The following is a 20,799-nucleotide window of genomic DNA, read 5'->3' as shown; positions in this document are numbered from 1 at the left end:
CATCTTAATAGGTGGATAATCAAGGAATACAAATTTTAACGAACCTCAGTAACGTTATTCGGGTGTAAAGCGGCGTCTGAGCCTTAAAATTCGACCAAATCGACGAAATAACGTGCGCTCGGTTCGTTAGAATGAAAACACGCTTCAAGGGAAGGTTATTCTGTCATCGGAGTGCCAGTGTAAATATTCATTAGTGGAACTGTTATACTGAAACTACTATAGGGAGAGTGTATGTATGAAAAGAATGACAAAGTTGACGTTGCTTATGCTGATTGCTTTTTCGGTAATGCTCGCGGGTTGTGGCAATGGAGATAAGAGTGGCAGTCCGGTCAACACGGATGCTCAAGGTGGTGGTGAGGCTGCTGCTGGAGATAAAACCATTAAAATATTCCAATTCAAAGTCGAAATTGCGGAAGCGCTCAATCGTCTCAAAGCGGAATATGAATCCTCCCATCCAGGCGTCAAACTTGACATTCAGACTGTAGGTGGCGGCAGTGACTACGGTGCTGCATTGAAAGCCAAGTTTGCCGCTGGCGAACAACCGGACATTTTCAACGTAGGTGGTTATCGCGAATTGGATACATGGCTTGAATATCTGGAAGATCTGTCTGGAGAATCATGGGCCAAGGATGCGCTCGAAGTAGCCAAAGAGCCAATGACCAAAGACGGCAAACTCTACGGACAGCCGCTCGCATTGGAGGGTTATGGTTTCATTTATAACAAAGACCTCTTCCAAAAAGCAGGTATTACCGAAATTCCAACGACACTGGAACAATTGGATCAAGCTGCACAGAAACTTCAGGCCGCAGGCATTATCCCATTCTCTAACGGGTATCAGGAGTGGTGGGTGCTGGGCAATCATAATGTAAACGTGGCATTTGCAAATCAGGCAGATCCGGTGAAATTCATCCAAGGACTCAACGAAAGTACGGAGAAAATTCCTGGCAACCAAGTGTTCGCCGACTGGATCAACTTGCTCGACTTAACGTTGAAATACAGCAACAAAAACCCTCTGACAACCGACTACAATACGCAAGTTACGTTGTTTGCGAGTGGAGAAGCAGCGATGATGCAACAAGGAAACTGGACTCAAGTACAGATCGATGGAATTGATCCGGATCTGAATCTGGGTATCCTGCCAATGCCAATTAATAATGAACCAAATGACAAATTGTTTGTCGGTGTGCCGAACTATTGGGTTGTGAACAAGAACTCTCAAGTGAAACCGGAAGCAAAAGAGTTTTTGGAATGGCTCGTAACTTCGGATATCGGGAAACAATACATGACAAAAGAATTCAAATTCATCCCGGCATTCAGTTCCATCACGGCATCCGAAGAGGATCTGGGTGACCTCGCCACAGAGATCATGAAGTATAGCCAGGAAAATAAAACACTCAGCTGGAACTTCAACCGTTTCCCTGAAGGGGTTCCACAAGAGTATGGCAGCACCATTCAGGCTTACGTTGCAGGCAAATCGGATAAAGCCGGATTGCTCGATGCATTGCAACAGAACTGGGATAGTCTGAAAAAATAATCCGGATCATGGACGGTATCCACAGGTTACCAAAAACTGTTCAGAAATTTTCGGATAGAAAAGTTAGTCTATCGAATATATAAGATAATTGAAACAGGCCAACCAGAAATTTTATTCTGGTTGGTCTGTTTTGGTTTTTCCGAGGAGCCAATAGCGCACTGAAAAGTTCAAAGTTAGTAATATCCCTGAAATGTGGATAACCCCAAAGCAGTTTAACGATCCCATGACGTATTTAACACAGAGTTTATACTATATGTGGACATCCTGTGTGTATAACCCTCTAAATGTGGACAAGTAAGGAGTAGATGGAGTGGGAGGTCCTCATTTGTTAACAGAAATACTTGTTTTCAACTAACTAGTACTGTATAGTTCTAAATATGACAAATCAAAAAATGAACACGGGACCCGCCAAATCCAAGAGTTCCAATCCGGTGAACCGGACCAAGGCAGTTGAAGTGGCGGCACAATTATTTCTGCGTCAGGGGTACAGCTACGTCAGCATGGATGAAGTCGTGCGAGTGAGTGGGGTATCCAAGTCGAATATTTATTATCATTTTAAAAACAAGGAGGAACTGCTCCAGGCCGTGGTACAATACTGGATTGCCCAGTATGAGTCGGAGCTGTATCTGCTGCTCAGTCAGCGTGAGCGAGGAGTGGAGGAGCGTATATACTCATTCATGGCATTACTGTCGGCAGGCATTGAGGGCCGAAATTACGAAGGGAGCTGTCCTTTTGTTACGTTATATATGCAGACGCCGGACAGTGCACCCCAAGTGAAGGAAAGCATATCCAGATTCTTTCGTGAGCTTAGACCTATGGTGGAGAAGTTGTTTCAGCAAGGTTTGGATCGCGGTGAATTTCGCAAAGAAATCGAACCGGGACCGGCTGCGTTGTTGTTTATTGCAGCACTGGAAGGTTCACTAATCCTAGCGGGAACTGCCCGCGATGTTGGGATTATAGAACAATCGGCACGTACGTTTTGTCAGATGCTTCGTTAATCGAAGCTCTTTTTTTGAATATAACTAGTACTATATAGTACTAAAGGGAGCCGTAATAGAATGATTGTACATACTAACCGTGTATCCAATGAGGAAAACGCAGCAGCACATTCAACAAACATGAATCAGGTAATGAGCAAGTCTGATATTGCAGACACGACCATTTTTATGACAGGAAGTACAGGTTTTATCGGCAAAGAAACGGTCAAACAACTCACGCAGGGAGACGTACAATTGCTCTTGTTGGTTCGTTCGGAACAGCGAGCCAGAACTGTGCTGAAGGCTTATGGAGTGAAGGATTTCGACCGGATTACCTTTATTACAGGTGATTTGTCCAAGTCGGGTCTTGGACTTACCGCGGCGGACCGGGAGCGTGCTCTTGAAGCAAATGTGATCATTCATGCGGGTGGAACGATGGACGTCACTTTGGAACGAAAAGTAGCTGAGCAGATATTCATGAACGGGGCCAGAGAACTGGCACAGCTAGCACAGGAAATCCACTGTACTCATGGATTGAGACACTTTATCCACGTTGTTGGTTATATGAGTCCTTATGGAGAGCGGAATGAACAGGGGGATTATCTAAAGGTTGAGCATGTGGATAACAATGAAAGTGCATATGAAGAGATGAAGTTTCATGCCGATCTGCATATTCGCGAGCATGCAGAACAGCATCACTATCCCTTATCCGTTGTAAATCCGAGTACAGTGGTTGGGCCACGTCCCACCGGTGAAACCGAGCAAACGGGTGGGATTGGACTGCTCATTCAGGCGATTCAGAAAGGACTTATGCCAGTAGTGCCGGGAGGTTCATCCTATTGGTTACCGCTTGTGGAGAATGACATTGTTGCACAGACGCTTGTTTTTCTATCCAGGGAAGCTGCTCCAGTCGGAGGAACTTATCCATTATTGGCGCGGAGGGAAGACAGTCCCAATATGAAGGAACTGCTGCAACTCTTGGCACAGCAATTGGACGTACCCAAGCCCAAAGGGGCTGTGCCACTACCATGGATTCAATGGATCATGAGATCAGGTGGTTCACGCATCAGTGGTGTTCCAGCGGAGTCGGTTGCTTTTATTACCAACAGGTCATTCCCGGTTGAAGAGACGGAGGCACTGTTCACACGTATGGGGCAAAACTGGCCGGACATCCGGGAACAGCTTCCGCTGGTTACAGCCGATCTGGACTATCGTCTGCGGTATACGCCGTTACCTGAGGGTTTTCCGACAGATTATACTCGGTCACGGAGCGGAAATATGGTTATGCTTGGTTGGGAGGGTGAGGGAGAGCCTTGGATTATTGTACATGGTTTGCTTCAATCTGCGGATGAGATGTTACCTTTGGGACAACAGCTTAGGGAACGGACCGGGAACCCGGTATGGTTAATCGATCTCGCTGGATTTGGACGGTCTCCTGTACATCAGGGAGATGAAGCGTTTGAAGGTCAGGTGGATGCACTGCTTACGGCTCTTGGTGAGTTTGAGGGTCCGGTGAAGCTGGTTGGTCATTCAATAGGGGCTGCTATTGCAGCTGCGGCACAGATGCGTAGCGGGCGGACAGACATTCGGTTAGGTTTGCTTCAGCCAGTTGCCAACAATTCGAATCCGAATGTGCTAAGAGGGATTTCCCGTTTGCCAAGAGGGGTGATGCGCTCCCTGCTGCGTGGCAGATCGGAGAAAAGTTGGATTCAAATGTTCAGTTCATTTAGCGGCGTAGGCGACAGCAGTGTTATGGCCGATACCATGGGCAAGAGAATACGCTCCAGTCTCCAGTCCCCTCGCATCGCAGGAGCGCATGCAGACTTGTTGCGCTGGATCCACTCGGGTCAGAGGAAAGGCGCCAGATCAACGTTGTGGGCGAAAATGGAAAGTCAGCATTATGCCAAGAATGTATTAGTTGTATGGGCCAATCAAGACCGGGAATATTACTTTCCCCAGGATATGAACTCACAGGTCAAACGGATAGATGTACCCTATGGACATTACTTTCCGACGTTTCAGTATAAGGAAACAGCTGCAATCCTCACTGAATGGGCAGATACCTTGAGGTGAGTTGAGGTTTGGATATGCAGGAATCCCGTACCAATTGTCGAAAGGGTCAAGTCGAGTTACGAAGAGGATTAACCAAAGATAGGAGAGATGAATGTATGAGTCAGCAACGTGTGGAAATCAGTAAAAATGTGCTAACCGAATGTCTCGGACTGCGCAGCGGAGAGAATCTGGTAGTTGTCGCAGACGATATGAAACGGGATTTGGCTGAATCCATCTATGAGGCAGGCAAAGCACTTGGTGCAGAGTCGGTCCTGTTAATCATGAAGGAACGCAGCAGATCTGGAGAGGAGCCGCCTGCGCCGATTGCAGAGGCCATGATTCGAGCAGATGTAGCCGTGTGTGTAACGCGATATTCATTAACACATACCCAGGCACGCAAAAAAGCCGCTGCCTCTGGTACCCGAGTGGCAACAATGCCCGGCATGACAGAGGATATGTTTGTGAACGGAGCCATTACAGCTGAATATTCGCAAGTAAAGGCGTTGACCGAGAAGGTAACGGCTCTATTAACCGCAGGTCGCCATGTGCGAATAGAGAAGCAGGGCCATAGTCTTTCCTTTTCCATTGAAGATCGTAACGGTGTACCAAGCACAGGTATGTATTTGAACCCTGGTGAATCGGGTAACTTGCCGTCAGGAGAAGCCTATATTGCTCCCGTCGAGGGCAAGGGCGAGGGCAGTATTATTGTAGATGGTTCCGTTGCTGGAATTGGGGCACTCCGTGAACCCATGCTATTGACCGTTAGTGAAGGACGGTTGGTGTCAGCTGAAGGACCAGATGGGGCTCAATTACTGGAAACGCTTGGTGAGGGCGATGGTCGTTTTCTCGGCGAATTCGGGATCGGTACCAATAACAAGGCACGAATCACGGGTGTGGTGCTGGAAGATGAGAAGGTGTACGGCACAATTCATGTGGCCTTTGGCAGCAATAACACATTTGGTGGAACGATTGCCGCGGGTGTTCATATTGATGCAGTTGTACAAAAGCCGGACGTGTACATCGATGACAAGCTGATCATGCGTCAGGGTGAATTGGTCGAATAACTACAGCGAAGGAAATTGGGCATGTCCACAACGTGTCCACAGTAATGGATAACTGAAGCGGAAATTCAGATTTTACGTCAGATTTACAAACAAATACACAACATGTCCACATTAAATTAATGAATATCCACATGAAACGCCAAAGATATCCACAGCATGTGTGCAATATGTGCACAACTTATCCACAAATCAGGTATAACTCGTGTTTTCATCCGATAAAACAGTCGTTTTGGAGTAATAAAACAAGTTATCCACAGGAATATCGCTTTTTTATTCCAAGTATTTGAAAACATAGAAACAGATCCATAATATATGGGGATAAAAAAGACCGAAAATCGGCATAAAGCTGATCTTTGGTCTTTTTTTGAATATCATTTTTCAATCCAATGTCAGGTTACTTACGCTCAATACTAAAACGACTGACTTCCACCACCCTCCACAATAGGGCAAATGAGCAGAGCGGAGACAGCAACCGTAATGCAACGTCTGTTGAAGTTGGCAAAATTGTTCTGAAGCCTAAACATTTGATCAAAAATAACCGATACACCAAAGTAACATCTAATGAGACGAAAGTAGTCTGATTATACGGAATGAGAGGGTATGGGGATAACTATGGACGAGGGAATGCAATATATTAATTTTTCGGTAGGAGACCAGATCTTTGCACTACGAATTGATGAAGTTCATGAGATCATCAGAATGGTGCAGGTGACAACGGTCCCGTTTGGAAGCCCGGAGATCAGAGGCTTTGCTTCGCTGTACGGTAAGGTCGTTTCGGTTGTGAGTCTTCGTGTATTGTTAGGCATGCCGGACCAGGAGGATACTTCTTCTACACGTATTATTGTGGTGCCTTACAAAGGTGGATTTGTACCGCTGATCGTAGATATGGTCGATTCTGTCGTAAGTTACGATCGTTTCGAGGAACCTGCTGAGGAACACCGCCGTTTCATGCTTGGCGTTTTTGACAAAATCGGGTTCTGTGAAGATCATCGTGCAGGCATTTTGAACCTGGATGTATTACTGGGCAGCTTGATCAGATCATAGTAGTATAACGATCCGTAATTCTTTCAATATTCAGTATTATCCTTCGGTTTACCCAAATGTTCCTCATCCGCTTTTCGGGAGAAGGGACATTTTTTTGTGCAACTAGGGCGTGTCTGAAAACTCCGAAGGAAGCAGATTTTGCCGAATTTTCGTTCCAAGCAAGAAAGTTTTCCGCAGGCGTGCCGGGGCACGTCAAGGGAAAGTGACGCAGCAGGGGGCGAAAAGGGGGTAAAAGATGCACTTCAGCGAGTTTGAGACAAGCCCTAACCCTCGAAATAACCACTTTTTATGGGCAAAGGTTTTTAAATCCGGTCATTTTCGTATATGATGGAGAGTAACAATGCGAAGGGATGACGGGAGACTTTAATGATGCAATCGCTGTATGGAGTATGGCTTGGTGACGTATTTTTTTGTTTTTCCGGTGAAACATCGGAACCGCGTGTGGATGCATGGAGCCACGTGGTAAGAAGGTTGAATTTTGGCGACGGGGGTCGTCTGTTTCAGCCTGCCGCTCTGCGTCTTGCGGAGCTGCGCTGGCCGAATCCGCTGAGGAACACGGCTGAAGCCAAGAACACGAAGCGGCGTCAGCTGCTGGGGCGCACATTGGAAGGATTGGCAGTCTCGCCTAAGGATGCCTTCAGGTTGCTGCTTCAATGGGATGACCGTTTGCTAAATGCAGCCGGAATTCAGGTTGGAGAAGAGATGCGTTACTGGATCAAAGCAGCGCAGTTCACACAGGAGCTGCTGTTGCGGGGAGCGATTGCTCCATCGGCTGAATTCGCAGCAAAGACCGGAGCACGGCGACGGACCGGGCAAGAGACATTAACAGGCGTATGGCGGCCACGCTTGCAGCAGGAGGAGGACATCGAACGCTTCCGCGATCTTGCTGAAGCGATGCCTCCGATTGGATTGGCTGCTCCTGGAGCTTATGCTTCATTGGAACCGGAAACGCGTGAAGAAGCAGGGGCTGCGGTATTATTTTCATTCATGAGTGGCATGATTCATGCTGTAGTGACAAGTGAACTGGAGGGTATGGACAGTGAACTGTCCCGTTACCGCACCCCATATCGACGCGGATCTTCGCCAGTAGCCGAACTCTGGTGGAACAGTCTGATCTCGATGTTCCGTCCTGTGACTGTGCAAGGGCCGACGGACGATATGACAGCGTTTATTCATACGCTGCAAGAAGTTGGTGGAACGTCAATGCCAATCGTGGGAGCAGAAGAGATGGCACCTGCTGAAGGCCAATTGAAGCTGGTGCTCCGCTTGGAGCCTCCACTGGGCGAACATGAAACGATCTGGGGAATCAGCTTTTGGGTGGACAGTGAGCAGGAACCAAGCCTGAGGTTGCCTGCACGGACTATCTGGGCACATCCAGAGCGAGATCTGGACCGAGGGAAGGTGTTGTATACCTCGGCGGCAGAGCAATTATTGATGGCACTCGGGCAAGCAGCAGAAATGGCACCTGAACTGGAGACGGCGCTGCTTACCGCTCGTCCGGAGGAAATTAAGCTGGAGCAGCAGGGTTTCTTTGAATTTCTCACGCATGCGGTTCCACGTTTGCAGAAGGCAGGGATAACCGTTCTCATGCCTTCAAGGTGGAGTCGTGCCGGGAAACGTCGTGCGGGACTACGTCTGCAGATGTTGAATCGGGGAACAGAGCGTTTGCCTGGAGCCACATCGGCACTGGGCATGGAACAATTGGTTGCTTTCAAAGCAGAGCCTATGCTGGATGGTAAACCGGTCACGGCGGAGGAACTGGCAGCACTGGCTGAATCCACAGTTCCGTATGTCATGTTCCGTGGTGAATGGATTGAAGTGGATACAAAAGAGATTCGCCAAGTCCTGCGTTATATGAAAAAAGAAGAAGAACAATATATGCCTCTCTCCGAATGGCTGCATCTGGCAGCGGATGAAGGGGAGGATTCCGCATGGAAGGGCCTCTCCGTCTTTGGTGCCGAATCTGATGGGATGCTTGCTTTCCTGCTCGATGGACAGGTGCTTCGCAGCATTGAGCCTCGTCAGGTTCCGGCAGAATTGCATGGTGAACTAAGACCTTACCAGGAACGAGGTTTCCAATGGTTATCCGCGATGCGTGATCTGGGCTTTGGCGTATGTCTAGCGGATGATATGGGACTTGGGAAGACCATTCAGGTCATTACCTGTCTGCTGGATCGCAAACACGAAGAACGCCAGGCGGCTGAAGGGGAAGCACGTGAGTATGAAATGCTGGATGGATCCGATGATTCTTTCCCGGCGGATCAGCATACGAATGGGCAGCCTGATCATTTGCCTGCACTTATTGTGTGTCCTACCTCGTTGCTTGGAAACTGGCAGCGTGAACTGAAGCGGTTTGCCCCGGATCTGTCGCTATATATTCATCATGGCGGACAACGGTTGCACGGGAATGAGTTTCAGGCTGAAGCACAGACGCACGACATTGTACTGACAACCTATCATTTGGCAGGCAGAGATGGCCCGGATCTGGCTTCATTGCACTGGTCCACCATTGTGCTGGATGAGGCACAATATATTAAGAACTACCGTACCAAGCAAGCGCAAAGTGTGATGCGTTTGTCTACACTTCATCGTATTGCGATGACGGGAACACCTGTAGAGAACCGACTGAGCGAACTTTGGTCGATTTTCCAGTTTCTCAATCCGGGGTATTTGGGAACAGCTTCATCGTTCCGCCAGCGGTATACGGGACTGGGGCCATCCGAAGAAAATGCAGCATCCTTGCGTGAGCTTCATCGACTGGTATCTCCATTCATGCTGCGCAGGCTGAAAAGTGATCCGGATATTCGCAAGGATCTGCCAGAGAAGCTTGAACTGAAATCCTATTGTTCTCTGACGCCAGAGCAGACGGTGTTGTACCAACGTGTGGTGGATGATCTGATGGGTGGTCTGGACGGCAGAAATGGCATTGCCCGGAAGGGGATTGTTCTGTCCTCCCTGACCAAGCTCAAGCAGATCTGTGATCATCCGGTGCTGGCGGACAGCAATCGGAAAGACCACGGCAAGGCTGAGGCATCCGGTAAGATGGAACGATTGCTTGAACTGCTGGACGCCATCCGTGATAACGGGGAATCTGCCCTGATCTTCACGCAGTATGTTGCCATGGGAGATTTGTTGGTGTCGAGGTTGAAACAGCGATATGAAGAAGAGCCTTATTTCCTGCACGGTGGTGTGTCGAAGGCGCAAAGGGATGAGATGGTGGAGACTTTCCAAAAAGGCGAGGGGCCGTCCATGTTTGTTCTATCTCTTCGTGCCGGAGGTGTGGGTCTGAATCTGACACGGGCGAGTCATGTCGTTCACTATGATCGGTGGTGGAATCCCGCGGTTGAGAATCAGGCGACGGACCGTGTATTCCGAATCGGACAGAATCGCAACGTGCAGGTGCATAAGTTGATCTGTCAGGGAACACTGGAGGAACGGATTGATGAGCTGATCGAAAGCAAGAAGGCTCTCTCCGAGCAGGTCGTTGGTTCGGGTGAGAACTGGCTGACTGAGATGTCGGATGATGAGCTGCGTGGTCTGATCTCTCTTCAGGGTGAGACTTGGCTGTGACCTTGAACATTCAGAGGAATATAGATGTTGAGAAAGGGGGATTATTGTGAGCGAAAAATGGAAGATCGAGCTGCATATGTCCCCCGGTGGATGGACAGCAGAAGTAAATACAGCGGCGGAAGCGGACCAGGAAGTTTCCGTTTCCGCTTCCGCTGCTGAGAGCACGACCGGATCAGCCGCAGGCATGTTCACGGTCACGGGAACGCCGGCGCGACTGAGCGAAGCCCAGCGCGAGGCTGTGCTGGCTCAGCTGCGCGAGCGCCCGCTGACGCTGTACGCCTTGCTGCGCGGCGGCCCGGCGTCCGAGGAGCTCGCGGGGCTGCTGCCGGCTGCGCAAGCGCACGAGGGCTCGCCAGGCGCAGCCACGGCCAGCGCGTCCGTGGCGTGCACCTGCGGTCGCCCAGGCTGCGCGCATGCCGCGGCCGCTGAGGGCGCCGTAGCCGCGCGCCTCGCGGCCGAGCCGCTGCTGCAGCTGGCGCATGCCGGCCTGCCGCGCGAAGCACTTCTCGCCGGCGTGCTGGGGGCATGGGCGGAGGAACTCGCCCATGATCCCAGCGGCCCCGGCCGCGCAGCGGAAACGGCTGGCCGCCCGCAAGTGCGGGGCGGCGAAGGCGGCGCGGCCGTCGGCGAGTGGATCGCCGAGGCCGCCGCGGACGGCGCCATGCACCAGCCGGGGCCGGGCTTTGGCGCCGTTGAGGTGCGCCTTACGCGGCCGGGCAAGCCGCCGGCCTTGCCTGAGCTGACGGCGCTGCTGCCGGGCGTGCCGGCCACCGCAGGGCTGGATTTGATCCGCGAGCGTGTAGCCGCGCGGATGTGGCAGGCTGTCCAGAAGAAGACGGACAGCCCGGCAACCAAATGATGCACCCATCAGAGCGGGGGAGATCTCAGATCACCCTGCTTGTTTTTTTTTGCAGCATGTTGCATTATTCGATTTAATTCATTTCCCAGTACAAGATGAATTTTGTCTTTATCCAACAATGCCATTAGTAAAGTGCATCTCGGTATAATCACTTGTTTGCGTATTGGATATATGAAGGCATATTCCCATTTCACTTTTATTGTGTACAGCACGGGGATGTTGCTCTAAAAGTCCAAAAAACGATCATACAGGCTGTACAGCCCGTATATGTTCATTCGGATCTCTTCTAAAAGACGTCTTTACCGGTGGAGCTTCGCTCCCAATTAAGGTATACTGTCGCAGGGAACACTGCACGCAGACAACTATATAACATTTATATTATTGCGATAGGAGTTTTTACATGAAATCAACTACAGGAAGACAGCGCCGCATCGTGGTTATGCTGTCCTCATTGATGATATGCGGGGCACTGCTTACCGCTTGCCAGAATGGCACAGAGGAGAGCCAGGATCCGAATGGAGCAGGTAACACACAACAAGAGTCAGACAGCACAACGGTTCATTTTACGGAGGATAAAGGAACGGATGGCGACAATGCTGGCGGGGATGACACATCATCTTCTGGCAACAGAGGTGAAGGCACGAATAGCGAGTCTGGGAATGCTTCAGCGGGCGAAGGGCAGGGCTCTTCGGACAATGGGAATGGTGCGACAGCGGAAGATCCATTGCTGGAGAAACGCAGTATCAGCGCACTGCAAACGACGATTGATGCACAATCCGTGGTGACCAATGCCGAGTCTATGACCGTCATTGTGAACAAGCAACGGAGTCTGCCTGACGGGTACGAGCCGAACGATCTGGTAGAGCCGAATGTACCGTTCTCCTTCGACGAACCACACGAGAAGCGGCATATGCGCAAGGAAGCAGCGGAGGCACTGGAGAAGTTGTTTGCAGGTGCAAAAGCGGATGGCATTGAGCTTCGTGCGGTGTCCGGTTATCGTTCATATCAGCGACAGGTATCCATCTATAACAATAATGTCAAAACCAAAGGTCAAGAATACACGGATCGCGTGAGCTCTGTTCCAGGCCGAAGCGAACATCAGACCGGTCTTGCCATTGATGTATCCAGCCCGAGTGTGGGCAATGTGTTGGAAGAGGTATTTGGCACATCGAAGGAAGGCCAGTGGTTGGCTGAACACGCTGCAGAATACGGATATGTCATCCGTTATCTGCAAGGTGAAGAAGATACCACAGGGTACGTCTATGAGCCTTGGCATATCCGGTACATCGGTACAGATTTGGCACCGGATGTGGCGAAGAGTGGGTTAACTCTGGAAGAATACTTCGATGAGGCTAATATCAAGTTGTAATTTAATGTTTCATCCTTAAAGAAAAAGAAAAGTACTAATTCTCATAAATCCCCGAATGAACCGTCCTTGATCTAACCAATGGGCAATCATTCAGGGGATTTTTTTTCTGTGCAATAATGTTAATGGAGTTAAGATAGAATTAAACTTCATTCCATTGTCTGAGATGATGGGGGACTGATATAATTCATGTTTAATCTGAAGAGACAAATACAACCAAAGCGAGGGACGAGAGAATGAGCAGACAGCAGGTTTTTACCGGCTCCCCATGGGAACCGTTGGTGGGATATTGCCGTGCTATCCGGGTAGGGAACCGAATTGAAGTGGCGGGTACAACCGCGATGCAAGATGGTGTAGTTGTTGGGGCAGGTGATCCGTATGCACAGACAAGGTTCGTTTTGCAGACGATCGAGAATGCACTGAAAGAACTGGGGGCTGACATGTCGCATGTGGTGAGAACCCGGATGTTTGTGACCGATATCTCCAGATGGGAGGAAGTTGGCAAGGCACACGGTGAATTTTTTGGACAGATCCAGCCTGTAGCCACCATGGTTGAAGTTAGCGCACTCATTGATCCCTTGTTGATGGTTGAGATTGAAGTGGAAGCGATCGTTGAAGATGAAACCCGAGCCGGTTGATTCTGACGGTGAGATTCCTTAGATTTCGGCGGGTGCCTCAAATCCTTGAATAAGACGCCCAAGATTCGTTAGCGTTAACACCGCTTGCTCTTACATTCAGTATGCAACGTATTTCGTATGCAGCGCACATCGCACGTGTCTGCTCCGGACAAGTTTCAGGTACGCTTCGCTTTGGAGCAAGTTTGAAGACACGATCTAAAAAACTAAAAACCAACAAACCCAAAAAAATAACCTTACCGTGCTTGTCAGAAGACAAGCGGATAAGGTTATTTTGAATTGACTTCGCCGCCTGGCCGCACGGCTGAGCTCTTGATGCGCCAAACTCATGACCCCGCGCGCCAGGAGCTACATGCGGATGGCTGGTCATTATGATGCTCCACACACTCATGACCCCGCGCTAAGCGATGCAAATGGTCGTCTGCAACAACATATAACATGTGTTTCAGCCAGTCGCATTTCTAATCGATTTATTTCGCTTCCGGTTGTGCTGCTGGTGTTTCAACAACCACTTTCCATGCCGTTCCGATTGGAGGCAAACTGCGAGTTAGCATAGGGCTGTAAAAACCGATCACTTTAGTTCCTTTAGTCAGTTCTTCGGCCTTTACTGTTTCGCCTTCGTGATTCACGAGCAGCGTATCTTTAGCGATATTCAGCACGACATGGTCAGGAGCGGTTTCAGTTAATCGTGTACCTGTGATCTCAATCTGTGAGATGCTGCCTTCAGCTGTTGTTACATTTTCAATTGTACCCGCTGTCCCCAGTACCTCTTTAGGTTGTGCCTCAGATGCTGTAGCCGCATCCAGTACAGTGACTGTATAGGTAGGCGTTTGTGGTGGCAGACTGCGGGTAGTGATCAGGGAATGCTCAGCTTCCACGTTCATGCCGATGGCCAGATCAGTCAGTGCAATCTCTTTTCCCTCAACGGAGATGAATTTTGTCTCATCGCTCAGATTGAGCACAATGCCATCCAACCCTGCACCGCCAATCTGGATGGACTTATATTTATCCTGGTTCGAAATTCTGGTAATGACACCACGTTCAGTAACCGTCTTCACGTCCTCTTCACTGGAGATCGTCACCTGATTTCCTGTTGTGTTCACTTGTCCATGCAGTGCTTTCTCAGCAAAAGAAACCGGTACGTACAATTTGCCGCCTGTGATTTCGGGCGCTGTACCCAGCGTGAGCAGCATTTTATTCACGGAATATTGATCCTTGCCTGTGATTACCTGTGTCCAGAGAGCACCTCGCGTCAGCTCTGCGGTTTTATTTTCTTTATGCCATTTCAGTTCAATACCCAGTGCTTCGGTAAGATCACGCAGTGGAATCATGGCTACTTTGCCATCCTTGTTCCAATAACCATCGGAGATGGATGCACCATTCACGGATACGTTTACTGCATCAGCTGCGTTACTATCTGCTGAAAAGGATGTTTGATGGACTGGTTGTGTGTTGTCCAGTGTTGCTGCATAAGCGGCTCCACCACCCAATGCCATGGATAGGGCCATCAGCGCACTTACTTTTTTCATGTTGTTATTCATCAATATTCATCCCTTCTAATCTTTGTAATGTCGCGGTAAAATCTTCCTTAGGGCCACGCTTCAAGTTAATAGACGGGACATATCGTCTCAGTGTTGCAGTTGGCACGCAATGAATCTAAGCGGTATGTTAGTTAAGATTTGAAATATCGCTTGTATTGCAGGTTATCCGCAGCAGGATCAGGTTAATTTCAGGTAGGTGGCCAAACCGTTGTCCTATTTCACATTCAAGTACGAGGAGGAACCGATTAGATGAGTGATATGTTAGTAGCGCTCTATCGTTTACCGGAGCAAGAGAGTGGACTGAGAGAACTGGAGGAATCTTCCATTGTGATTCGAAGAGCCATTGCCCCAGAGAAACAGCTTGTACTGGATTGGGTGAGGTCACATTTTAGCCAGGCTTGGGTGGATGAATGTGAGGTCGCTTTTGCACGTCAGCCCGTGTCCTGTTATATTGCCGTTGAGCATGGAAAAATGATCGGATTTGCCTGTTACGAAGCGACATGCAGGAACTTCTTTGGACCGACAGGCGTGAGCCAAGATGCACGGGGCAAAGGTGTAGGCACAGCCCTGTTACTGGCCTGTATGCATGCGATGAAGGCGGATGGGTACGGATATGCGATTATCGGATCAGCGGGACCTGTGGATTTCTATGCCCGGACGCTGGGTGCCGTGAAGATCGAAAATTCAACGCCGGGTATTTACGAAGGCATGCTGCGGGCAGACTAGACGATAATGATGTGTTGGAAGTTGTGTAAAAGGAAGGGAGGACGATGATGAGCACGAAACAAATGTTACACATCGGAATGATCGGTACAGGATCAATATCGGATCTTCATATGAGGTGTTACGCCAAAAATGAGGATGCCGTCATCTATGCCATCTGTGATCTGAACGAAGAGCGGGCTAAGGCTGCGGCACAGAAGTACGATGCCCAATCGGTGTATACCGATTATCGGGAGATGCTGGAGGACCCGCATGTGGATGCTGTCAGCATCTGTACCTGGAACAATACACACGCCGAATTTGCCATTGCTGCACTGGAGGCAGGCAAGCATGTGTTGCTGGAGAAACCGGTGGCAACCAATGTGGAAGATGCACTGCGGATTGAAGAGGCGGTGAAGAAGAGCGGACGTACCTTTATCGTTGGATTTGTGCGTCGGTATGACAACAATATGCAGATGATGCGCAGATTCATTGATGCCGGGGAGTTTGGTGAACTGTATTATGCCAAAGCTTCCATTCTGCGCCGACACGGTAATCCAGGCGGCTGGTTCGCTGACAAAAGCCGGTCCGGCGGAGGTCCTCTGATTGATCTGGGCGTACATATTATCGACCAATGCTGGTATCTGATGGGCAGGCCGAAACCTGTTTCGGTCAGTGGTAATACGTATCGGAAGCTGGGCAATCGTGCCCATATCGAACATCTTTCTTTTTACAAAGCAGCCGACTACAGCGCAGCTGTGAATGACGTGGAAGATATGGCGAATGCACTCATTCGGTTTGAAAACGGGGCTTCGCTGGCGGTGGATGTGAGCTTTACCCTTCATGCACGCGGAGATGAGTCTTCTGTGAAATTATACGGCGAGCGTGGTGGGTTCGAACTGGAGCCGGAGACACTGATCGTCACGGAGAAAAATAATACCATCCTGAATATTGAACCCCAGACGGACAACACGGGTCTCCATATTCATAGTGCATTCCAGAACCAGATTGACCACTTTGTGGATTGTTGTCTGAACGGTACAGAGCCGATCAGCCCAATTGCAGATGGGGTGGCTTCCACACGCATGCTGTGCGGAATCTACGAATCGGCTGACAAAGGACAGGAGATTCGTCTGGATTGAGTTGATTTTACATGACAGTTGTCCTTCATATAACAAAAGCATGCGTCTTCCGCGTGATTTGCGGTTACGCATGCTTTTTGGCATCAGGTCATTTGTTCAGTGGTGAATTCTCGTATCCAGGGTCATCATAATCCGTATCCTGCAGCCTTGGAAGCACGTTCATGCTCTCAATTGCCTGCCGGGTATCCGGCGTGCCATGGTCATACAGAAAGGTATACAGCAAGGTCATGCCATCCGAAAATTGCTCTGTTGCCTCATCGTGGTCTGCTGATTTGTAGGGTACCGGCGCCCGTTGCAATGTATAGGCATCGTCATCCTCCAGCACCTTCATCAGGTCTTTTAATCGGCCCAACTGTTCGTCATCCACCAACACCTCAAAGGGTGTAGATTCGTTCTTGGTTTGCTCAATAAGATTATGAGTTACCGATACATACAGATGTTGTTTGCCGTCCTGCATAATCCAACCCCCATTCTGAAATGGAAAAAAGACGCTTCTACTGTTAATAAACAGCAAAAAGCGCCCTGAAACGAGCTATAACGGTATCCTGTTTCGTTTATTTCCCAAATCTCCCCGTTACGGGCACCTGGCGGGTACCGGCCTCCATCGATCCTGAACACAGGGGACAGGCGGGAGGGCCTGATGATACCTTCTTGGTTGCTTTTGAAGGCACTGCCGGCTTCTGTCTTAGCCACGCTTTACAGGTGGATGAACTGCACTTCCAGACCGCAACGGTCTCCGTACGCTCAGCATTACCTGAACCTGAAGTGTGCGAATGTGAACTTGAGGAATTCGCAGCTGTCGGACTCACACCCGTGGTGCTGAATGCCTTATGGTTGCGAATCTCCCCACTACCACGCCGTTCACCGAGGCGATCCTCATCACGTTCGTTGTGGACCTCAAAGTCTCGACGGTCACTGTGGCTGATGGCACGACGCTGTGCCACATCCCGACCTTCGGAACGGGCACCCGAGCCCGAGCGGGCATACTGTCCATTACCTTTACCATATGAAGTCTGACCGCTCGTCCGGCTCTCCTCACGAGGTTTACGTTTGTCCGGAACTTCCATGCCGAAGGCTTCAAGCAGGAAGCGGGACACATCCGCTGGTTTTCCGTGATGGCTCGCCGGTGAAGTGACATACAAGTACTGCTTGGCCCGTGTGATGGCAACGTAGGCGAGCCTGCGTTCTTCCTCCAGCGCCATGTCCAGTTCGGCGTCTGTCTGCTGCATAGCAAGCGCGGCTTTCTGATCCTCAGGGATATCCTGGCGCAGTGCTGTACTGTGAGGTACAATGCCTTCACTGGCTCCAATCCAGTACACACAAGGGAACTCCAGTCCTTTGGCCCGGTGGATCGTCATCAGCTGTACTGCGTCACTGTCCTGTGCGCGGCGCAGAGATTCCATCTCACGGTGTCTGCGGGAGAGTTCATCCGCGAATTGGATGAACTCTTCCACGGTTTCGAATTTTTTGACGGCAGCTTCAAATTCATCCAGGGTTTCCAGCATCGTTTCCTTATAATGGGTGAAGATGCTGGGATCACCACTTTCCATATACTTGTCGTAGAACTGCCTGCGCATCTCCTGAATGGCGATGATGGGTTTTAGTTTGTGCAGTGATTTGATCAGCTTGATGCGTTCTTTGACCTGTTCCTGCTGGAACGGTTTCAGCTTGTCCCATTTCACCAGATGAATGAGCGGATATTTCTTCGCCTGTTGTTGTTCACAGCGCTGAATCCACTCGAGCCCTGCATCCCGTGATACATAGAGCGGTCCCAGCGCACTTGGGAGAGCATCCATGGCACGTGGATCAAGAGACAGACGCAAATGATCCATCAGGGGTCTGATGAGAGACTGGTCATAGAACACCGGAGAAGCACCATGCTGTACAAAAGGTACATCTTTCAACACAAGCTGCTCAAATACAGCCCGGCTGCTGCTTGCTGTCCGGTGAAGAATCGCAATATCACGATAGGTGTGCTGCCCTTCTTCAACCTGTTGACACAGCTGGTTTACAACCCACGCCGCTTCTTCCTCTGCATTGGAAGGTGTAGCGAAGCGAGGCGCATCTCCACGGTTTCCGGCAGCACGCAGCCGTTTGTCACGTCTGCGTTTATTGCGGGCGACCAGTTCACTTCCGAGTCCCAGAATACGTGCATCACTACGATAATTGATATCCAGCGTCACAATGCGTGCACCGGGGTATACTTTATCGAATTCCAAAATCGATTCCTGGCGTGCGCCATTAAAGGTATAGATCGTCTGGTCATCGTCTCCCACAACCATCAGATTGCGGTGGGCGGAAGCCAGTTTTTGCACAATCTCATATTGCAGATGATTGGTATCCTGGAACTCATCCACCATAATGTACTGAAAACGCTTCTGAAGCGGCCCCAGGACAGCAGGGTCACGAAGCAGAGCGGCAGCGCGCAGTAAAATATCGTCAAAGTCCATTTTGCCCCGCTCCTGCTTCCAGGCTTCGTAACCAAGTAGAACACGCTTGGCATCGCGTTCTTCCTGCGATTTTTCAGGCAGATCAGTTGTTTCCGATCCTTGCATCTTCCATGCGGACAGCATGGCCAGCAGACTTTCAGGCTGGAAGGCTTCACTCATGCCATTTTGGCGAAGAAGCATCTTCAGCACCGTATGCTGAGCCCGCGACTCACCAAAGATCTCTTCCTGCACACCGTAATGACGCAGTAATGTCAGCGCAAAAGAGTGAAAGGTGCGAGCCTGTACGGCTCTCGCGGCTGCCGGGCGTATACCTGGCAATGCGGCGATCCGGTCTTTCATCTCGGTGGCGGCTTTGTTCGTGAACGTCACCAGCAGGATACTGCCTGCATGTACGCCACTGACCTCTATGAGGTAGCCGGCTCTTGCGGCCAGTACAGTTGTTTTGCCACAACCGGCTCCGGCGAGCGTCAGGATCGGTCCTCTGCCGTGACGGACTGCCGAGATTTGTGGTGCGTTTAACTTGATACCTGCCTCTTCCAGAGAGCGAAAATAAAAGGCATCCTGTTGCTCATTACCCACGAGTTGCCGACTGGTCTCCAGCGGAGCAGACGGGGACTGGGGCAGGGACGCCGCCGGGGTAACCCCGAGCGGACGGGGGTAGAACGTTGAGTTCGGACTTAACATGTTTCATCCACCTCTGTATGCATTCAGGGATAGGACTATCCCGGCTAAAAGTAAACCATTTGCCCTTTTCACAATCACATTGTAAATTGGTATGATAGAGTTAGTCGCCTAATCAGGCGGTTAAGTATGGTCAAAGCTTCATTATACCCGAACATATGGTCTTGACGAAAGCCCCCGATTTCATCCAGTATCGGTATAAAACGGGCACCTGCACGAGATTACGCAACTTTTTGGCATGATATCGTATAAGTTATATGCCTGAGCATTTTGCATGAAGGATGTAATATGCTAATTTACTACTAAATAGAAATGATAATATTGGTTTTGACGGGACAGAGGAGGAATGGTCATGAAACTGCTTCAGCGCATCAAAGACGGAGCGAACAAAGCAACAGAGCGTGCCCAACACGCCGTTGAGATTGGGAAATTGAACAACCAGATTGTGGGCTTGCAACAGGAACAGGAAGTCCATTTTACAGATATGGGTCGCATCTTCTATGAGGGTTATCGGGCACAGGATATGACGCGTGCGGAAAAAGAAATGGTGGATCTGTCGCAGCTCTGCGACGAATTGCAGGACGAGATTGATGGTCTGCGCAACAAGATTGCACAACTTAAGAACGAACGGTTGTGCGAGTGTGGACACGTCGCTTCCCTGGATGCCAACTTCTGCCCTAAATGCGGACGCAAGTTGGGTGAACTCAAGACAGCAGCGCCTAAAGTAGGAGCAGCAGGAGTCGCAGGAGCCACCACAGCCGCGAGACAGGAGGCAGCTGTAACTCAGACCCAAACTCCGGAGCCGGACTTCTACGATGCGCCACCAGAATTGGAACTGGAGGAAGATGAGCCGTATCACACAGTCATTCCGTCCATAGCCGATCTGGAGACAGAATCGGAATATAACAGTACGGAATTTACCCAGGAAGAAAAGGAAGCGTTCGATGCAGAGTGGGAACGCCGCAGAGATGAAGAGATGCAACGGGAACGCGAGCGTCAGCAGGAACTGGACGAACGCATCCGCTACTGGAAAGAAAATAACCCGATTGTGAACACGGTGGACGTACAGACCGAAGTGTCACGCGAAATGGTGAATTGTCAGATTTGTGCAGCCGAGCTGCCCAAAGGTTCGAAGTGGTGCCCGCGCTGTGGTGCTGAACAGATCTGATCTGATGCAGTAGA

15 protein-coding genes are annotated in these 20,799 nt (G+C 50.0%); 12 read left to right on the top strand and 3 right to left on the bottom strand.

All coding sequences use genetic code 11. The annotated features are described in order from the left end of the window. Positions 1–235: 235 nt before the first annotated feature. From J2X75_RS21915 to J2X75_RS21875, 9 genes are all read left to right on the top strand, one after another. Positions 236–1,534 carry an ABC transporter substrate-binding protein gene (locus J2X75_RS21915; protein ID WP_310340024.1) on the top strand — a complete coding sequence of 433 codons (1,299 nt, stop codon included), beginning with the start codon at positions 236–238 and terminating at the stop codon, positions 1,532–1,534. 431 nt (positions 1,535–1,965) lie between these two features. Then, on the top strand, positions 1,966–2,532 hold the full coding sequence (locus J2X75_RS21910) for a TetR/AcrR family transcriptional regulator (protein WP_036607516.1): 567 nt from the start codon (positions 1,966–1,968) through the stop codon (positions 2,530–2,532). Between the two features lie 60 nt (positions 2,533–2,592). After that, a complete protein-coding gene (locus J2X75_RS21905) occupies positions 2,593–4,584 on the top strand; it encodes an alpha/beta fold hydrolase (protein WP_310340022.1) in 1,992 nt (663 codons plus the stop codon). A gap of 95 nt (positions 4,585–4,679) precedes the next feature. Beyond that, positions 4,680–5,627 (top strand): aminopeptidase, encoded by a 948-nt coding sequence (locus J2X75_RS21900; protein ID WP_307540159.1) that lies wholly within the window; start codon positions 4,680–4,682, stop codon positions 5,625–5,627. A 612-nt stretch (positions 5,628–6,239) separates the two neighbouring features. Beyond that, on the top strand, positions 6,240–6,671 hold the full coding sequence (locus tag J2X75_RS21895) for a chemotaxis protein CheW (RefSeq protein ID WP_017690859.1): 432 nt from the start codon (positions 6,240–6,242) through the stop codon (positions 6,669–6,671). Positions 6,672–7,037: 366 nt separating this feature from the next. Continuing rightward, the gene (locus J2X75_RS21890) at positions 7,038–10,241 is read left to right on the top strand and encodes a DEAD/DEAH box helicase (RefSeq protein WP_310340018.1); all 3,204 of its coding nucleotides are present in this window, start codon (positions 7,038–7,040) and stop codon (positions 10,239–10,241) included. A 46-nt stretch (positions 10,242–10,287) separates the two neighbouring features. After that, the gene (locus tag J2X75_RS21885; RefSeq protein WP_310340014.1) at positions 10,288–11,100 is read left to right on the top strand and encodes a hypothetical protein; all 813 of its coding nucleotides are present in this window, start codon (positions 10,288–10,290) and stop codon (positions 11,098–11,100) included. A 400-nt stretch (positions 11,101–11,500) separates the two neighbouring features. Further along, positions 11,501–12,469 (top strand): M15 family metallopeptidase, encoded by a 969-nt coding sequence (locus J2X75_RS21880; protein WP_310340012.1) that lies wholly within the window; start codon positions 11,501–11,503, stop codon positions 12,467–12,469. A gap of 233 nt (positions 12,470–12,702) precedes the next feature. After that, the gene (locus J2X75_RS21875) at positions 12,703–13,104 is read left to right on the top strand and encodes a RidA family protein (protein ID WP_307540152.1); all 402 of its coding nucleotides are present in this window, start codon (positions 12,703–12,705) and stop codon (positions 13,102–13,104) included. A 467-nt stretch (positions 13,105–13,571) separates the two neighbouring features. On the opposite strand, the gene J2X75_RS21870 is transcribed toward J2X75_RS21875, so the two are convergent. Continuing rightward, on the bottom strand, positions 13,572–14,642 hold the full coding sequence (locus J2X75_RS21870; RefSeq protein ID WP_310340007.1) for a copper amine oxidase N-terminal domain-containing protein: 1,071 nt from the start codon (positions 14,640–14,642) through the stop codon (positions 13,572–13,574). Between the two features lie 249 nt (positions 14,643–14,891). On the opposite strand from J2X75_RS21870, the gene J2X75_RS21865 reads away from it, so the two are divergent. Both J2X75_RS21865 and J2X75_RS21860 read left to right on the top strand, forming a co-directional pair. Next, positions 14,892–15,368, top strand: coding sequence for a GNAT family N-acetyltransferase (locus tag J2X75_RS21865; protein ID WP_310340005.1), 477 nt, complete (start codon positions 14,892–14,894; stop codon positions 15,366–15,368). Positions 15,369–15,415: 47 nt separating this feature from the next. Next, a complete protein-coding gene (locus J2X75_RS21860) occupies positions 15,416–16,486 on the top strand; it encodes a Gfo/Idh/MocA family protein (RefSeq protein ID WP_310340445.1) in 1,071 nt (356 codons plus the stop codon). Positions 16,487–16,574: 88 nt separating this feature from the next. On the opposite strand, the gene J2X75_RS21855 is transcribed toward J2X75_RS21860, so the two are convergent. After that, positions 16,575–16,943, bottom strand: coding sequence for a hypothetical protein (locus J2X75_RS21855; protein ID WP_124117824.1), 369 nt, complete (start codon positions 16,941–16,943; stop codon positions 16,575–16,577). 97 nt (positions 16,944–17,040) lie between these two features. Further along, complete coding sequence (locus J2X75_RS21850) at positions 17,041–19,620, bottom strand: UvrD-helicase domain-containing protein (RefSeq protein ID WP_310340003.1); 2,580 nt, start codon at positions 19,618–19,620, stop codon at positions 17,041–17,043. A gap of 349 nt (positions 19,621–19,969) precedes the next feature. On the opposite strand from J2X75_RS21850, the gene J2X75_RS21845 reads away from it, so the two are divergent. Continuing rightward, positions 19,970–20,785 (top strand): zinc ribbon domain-containing protein, encoded by an 816-nt coding sequence (locus J2X75_RS21845; RefSeq protein ID WP_076329699.1) that lies wholly within the window; start codon positions 19,970–19,972, stop codon positions 20,783–20,785. The last annotated feature ends 14 nt before the right edge of the window (positions 20,786–20,799 follow it).

Source organism: Paenibacillus sp. 2003 (genome assembly GCF_031455635.1).
GTDB classification, from domain to species: domain Bacteria; phylum Bacillota; class Bacilli; order Paenibacillales; family Paenibacillaceae; genus Paenibacillus; species Paenibacillus amylolyticus_B.
This window is presented reverse-complemented; position numbering and strand designations above follow the sequence as displayed.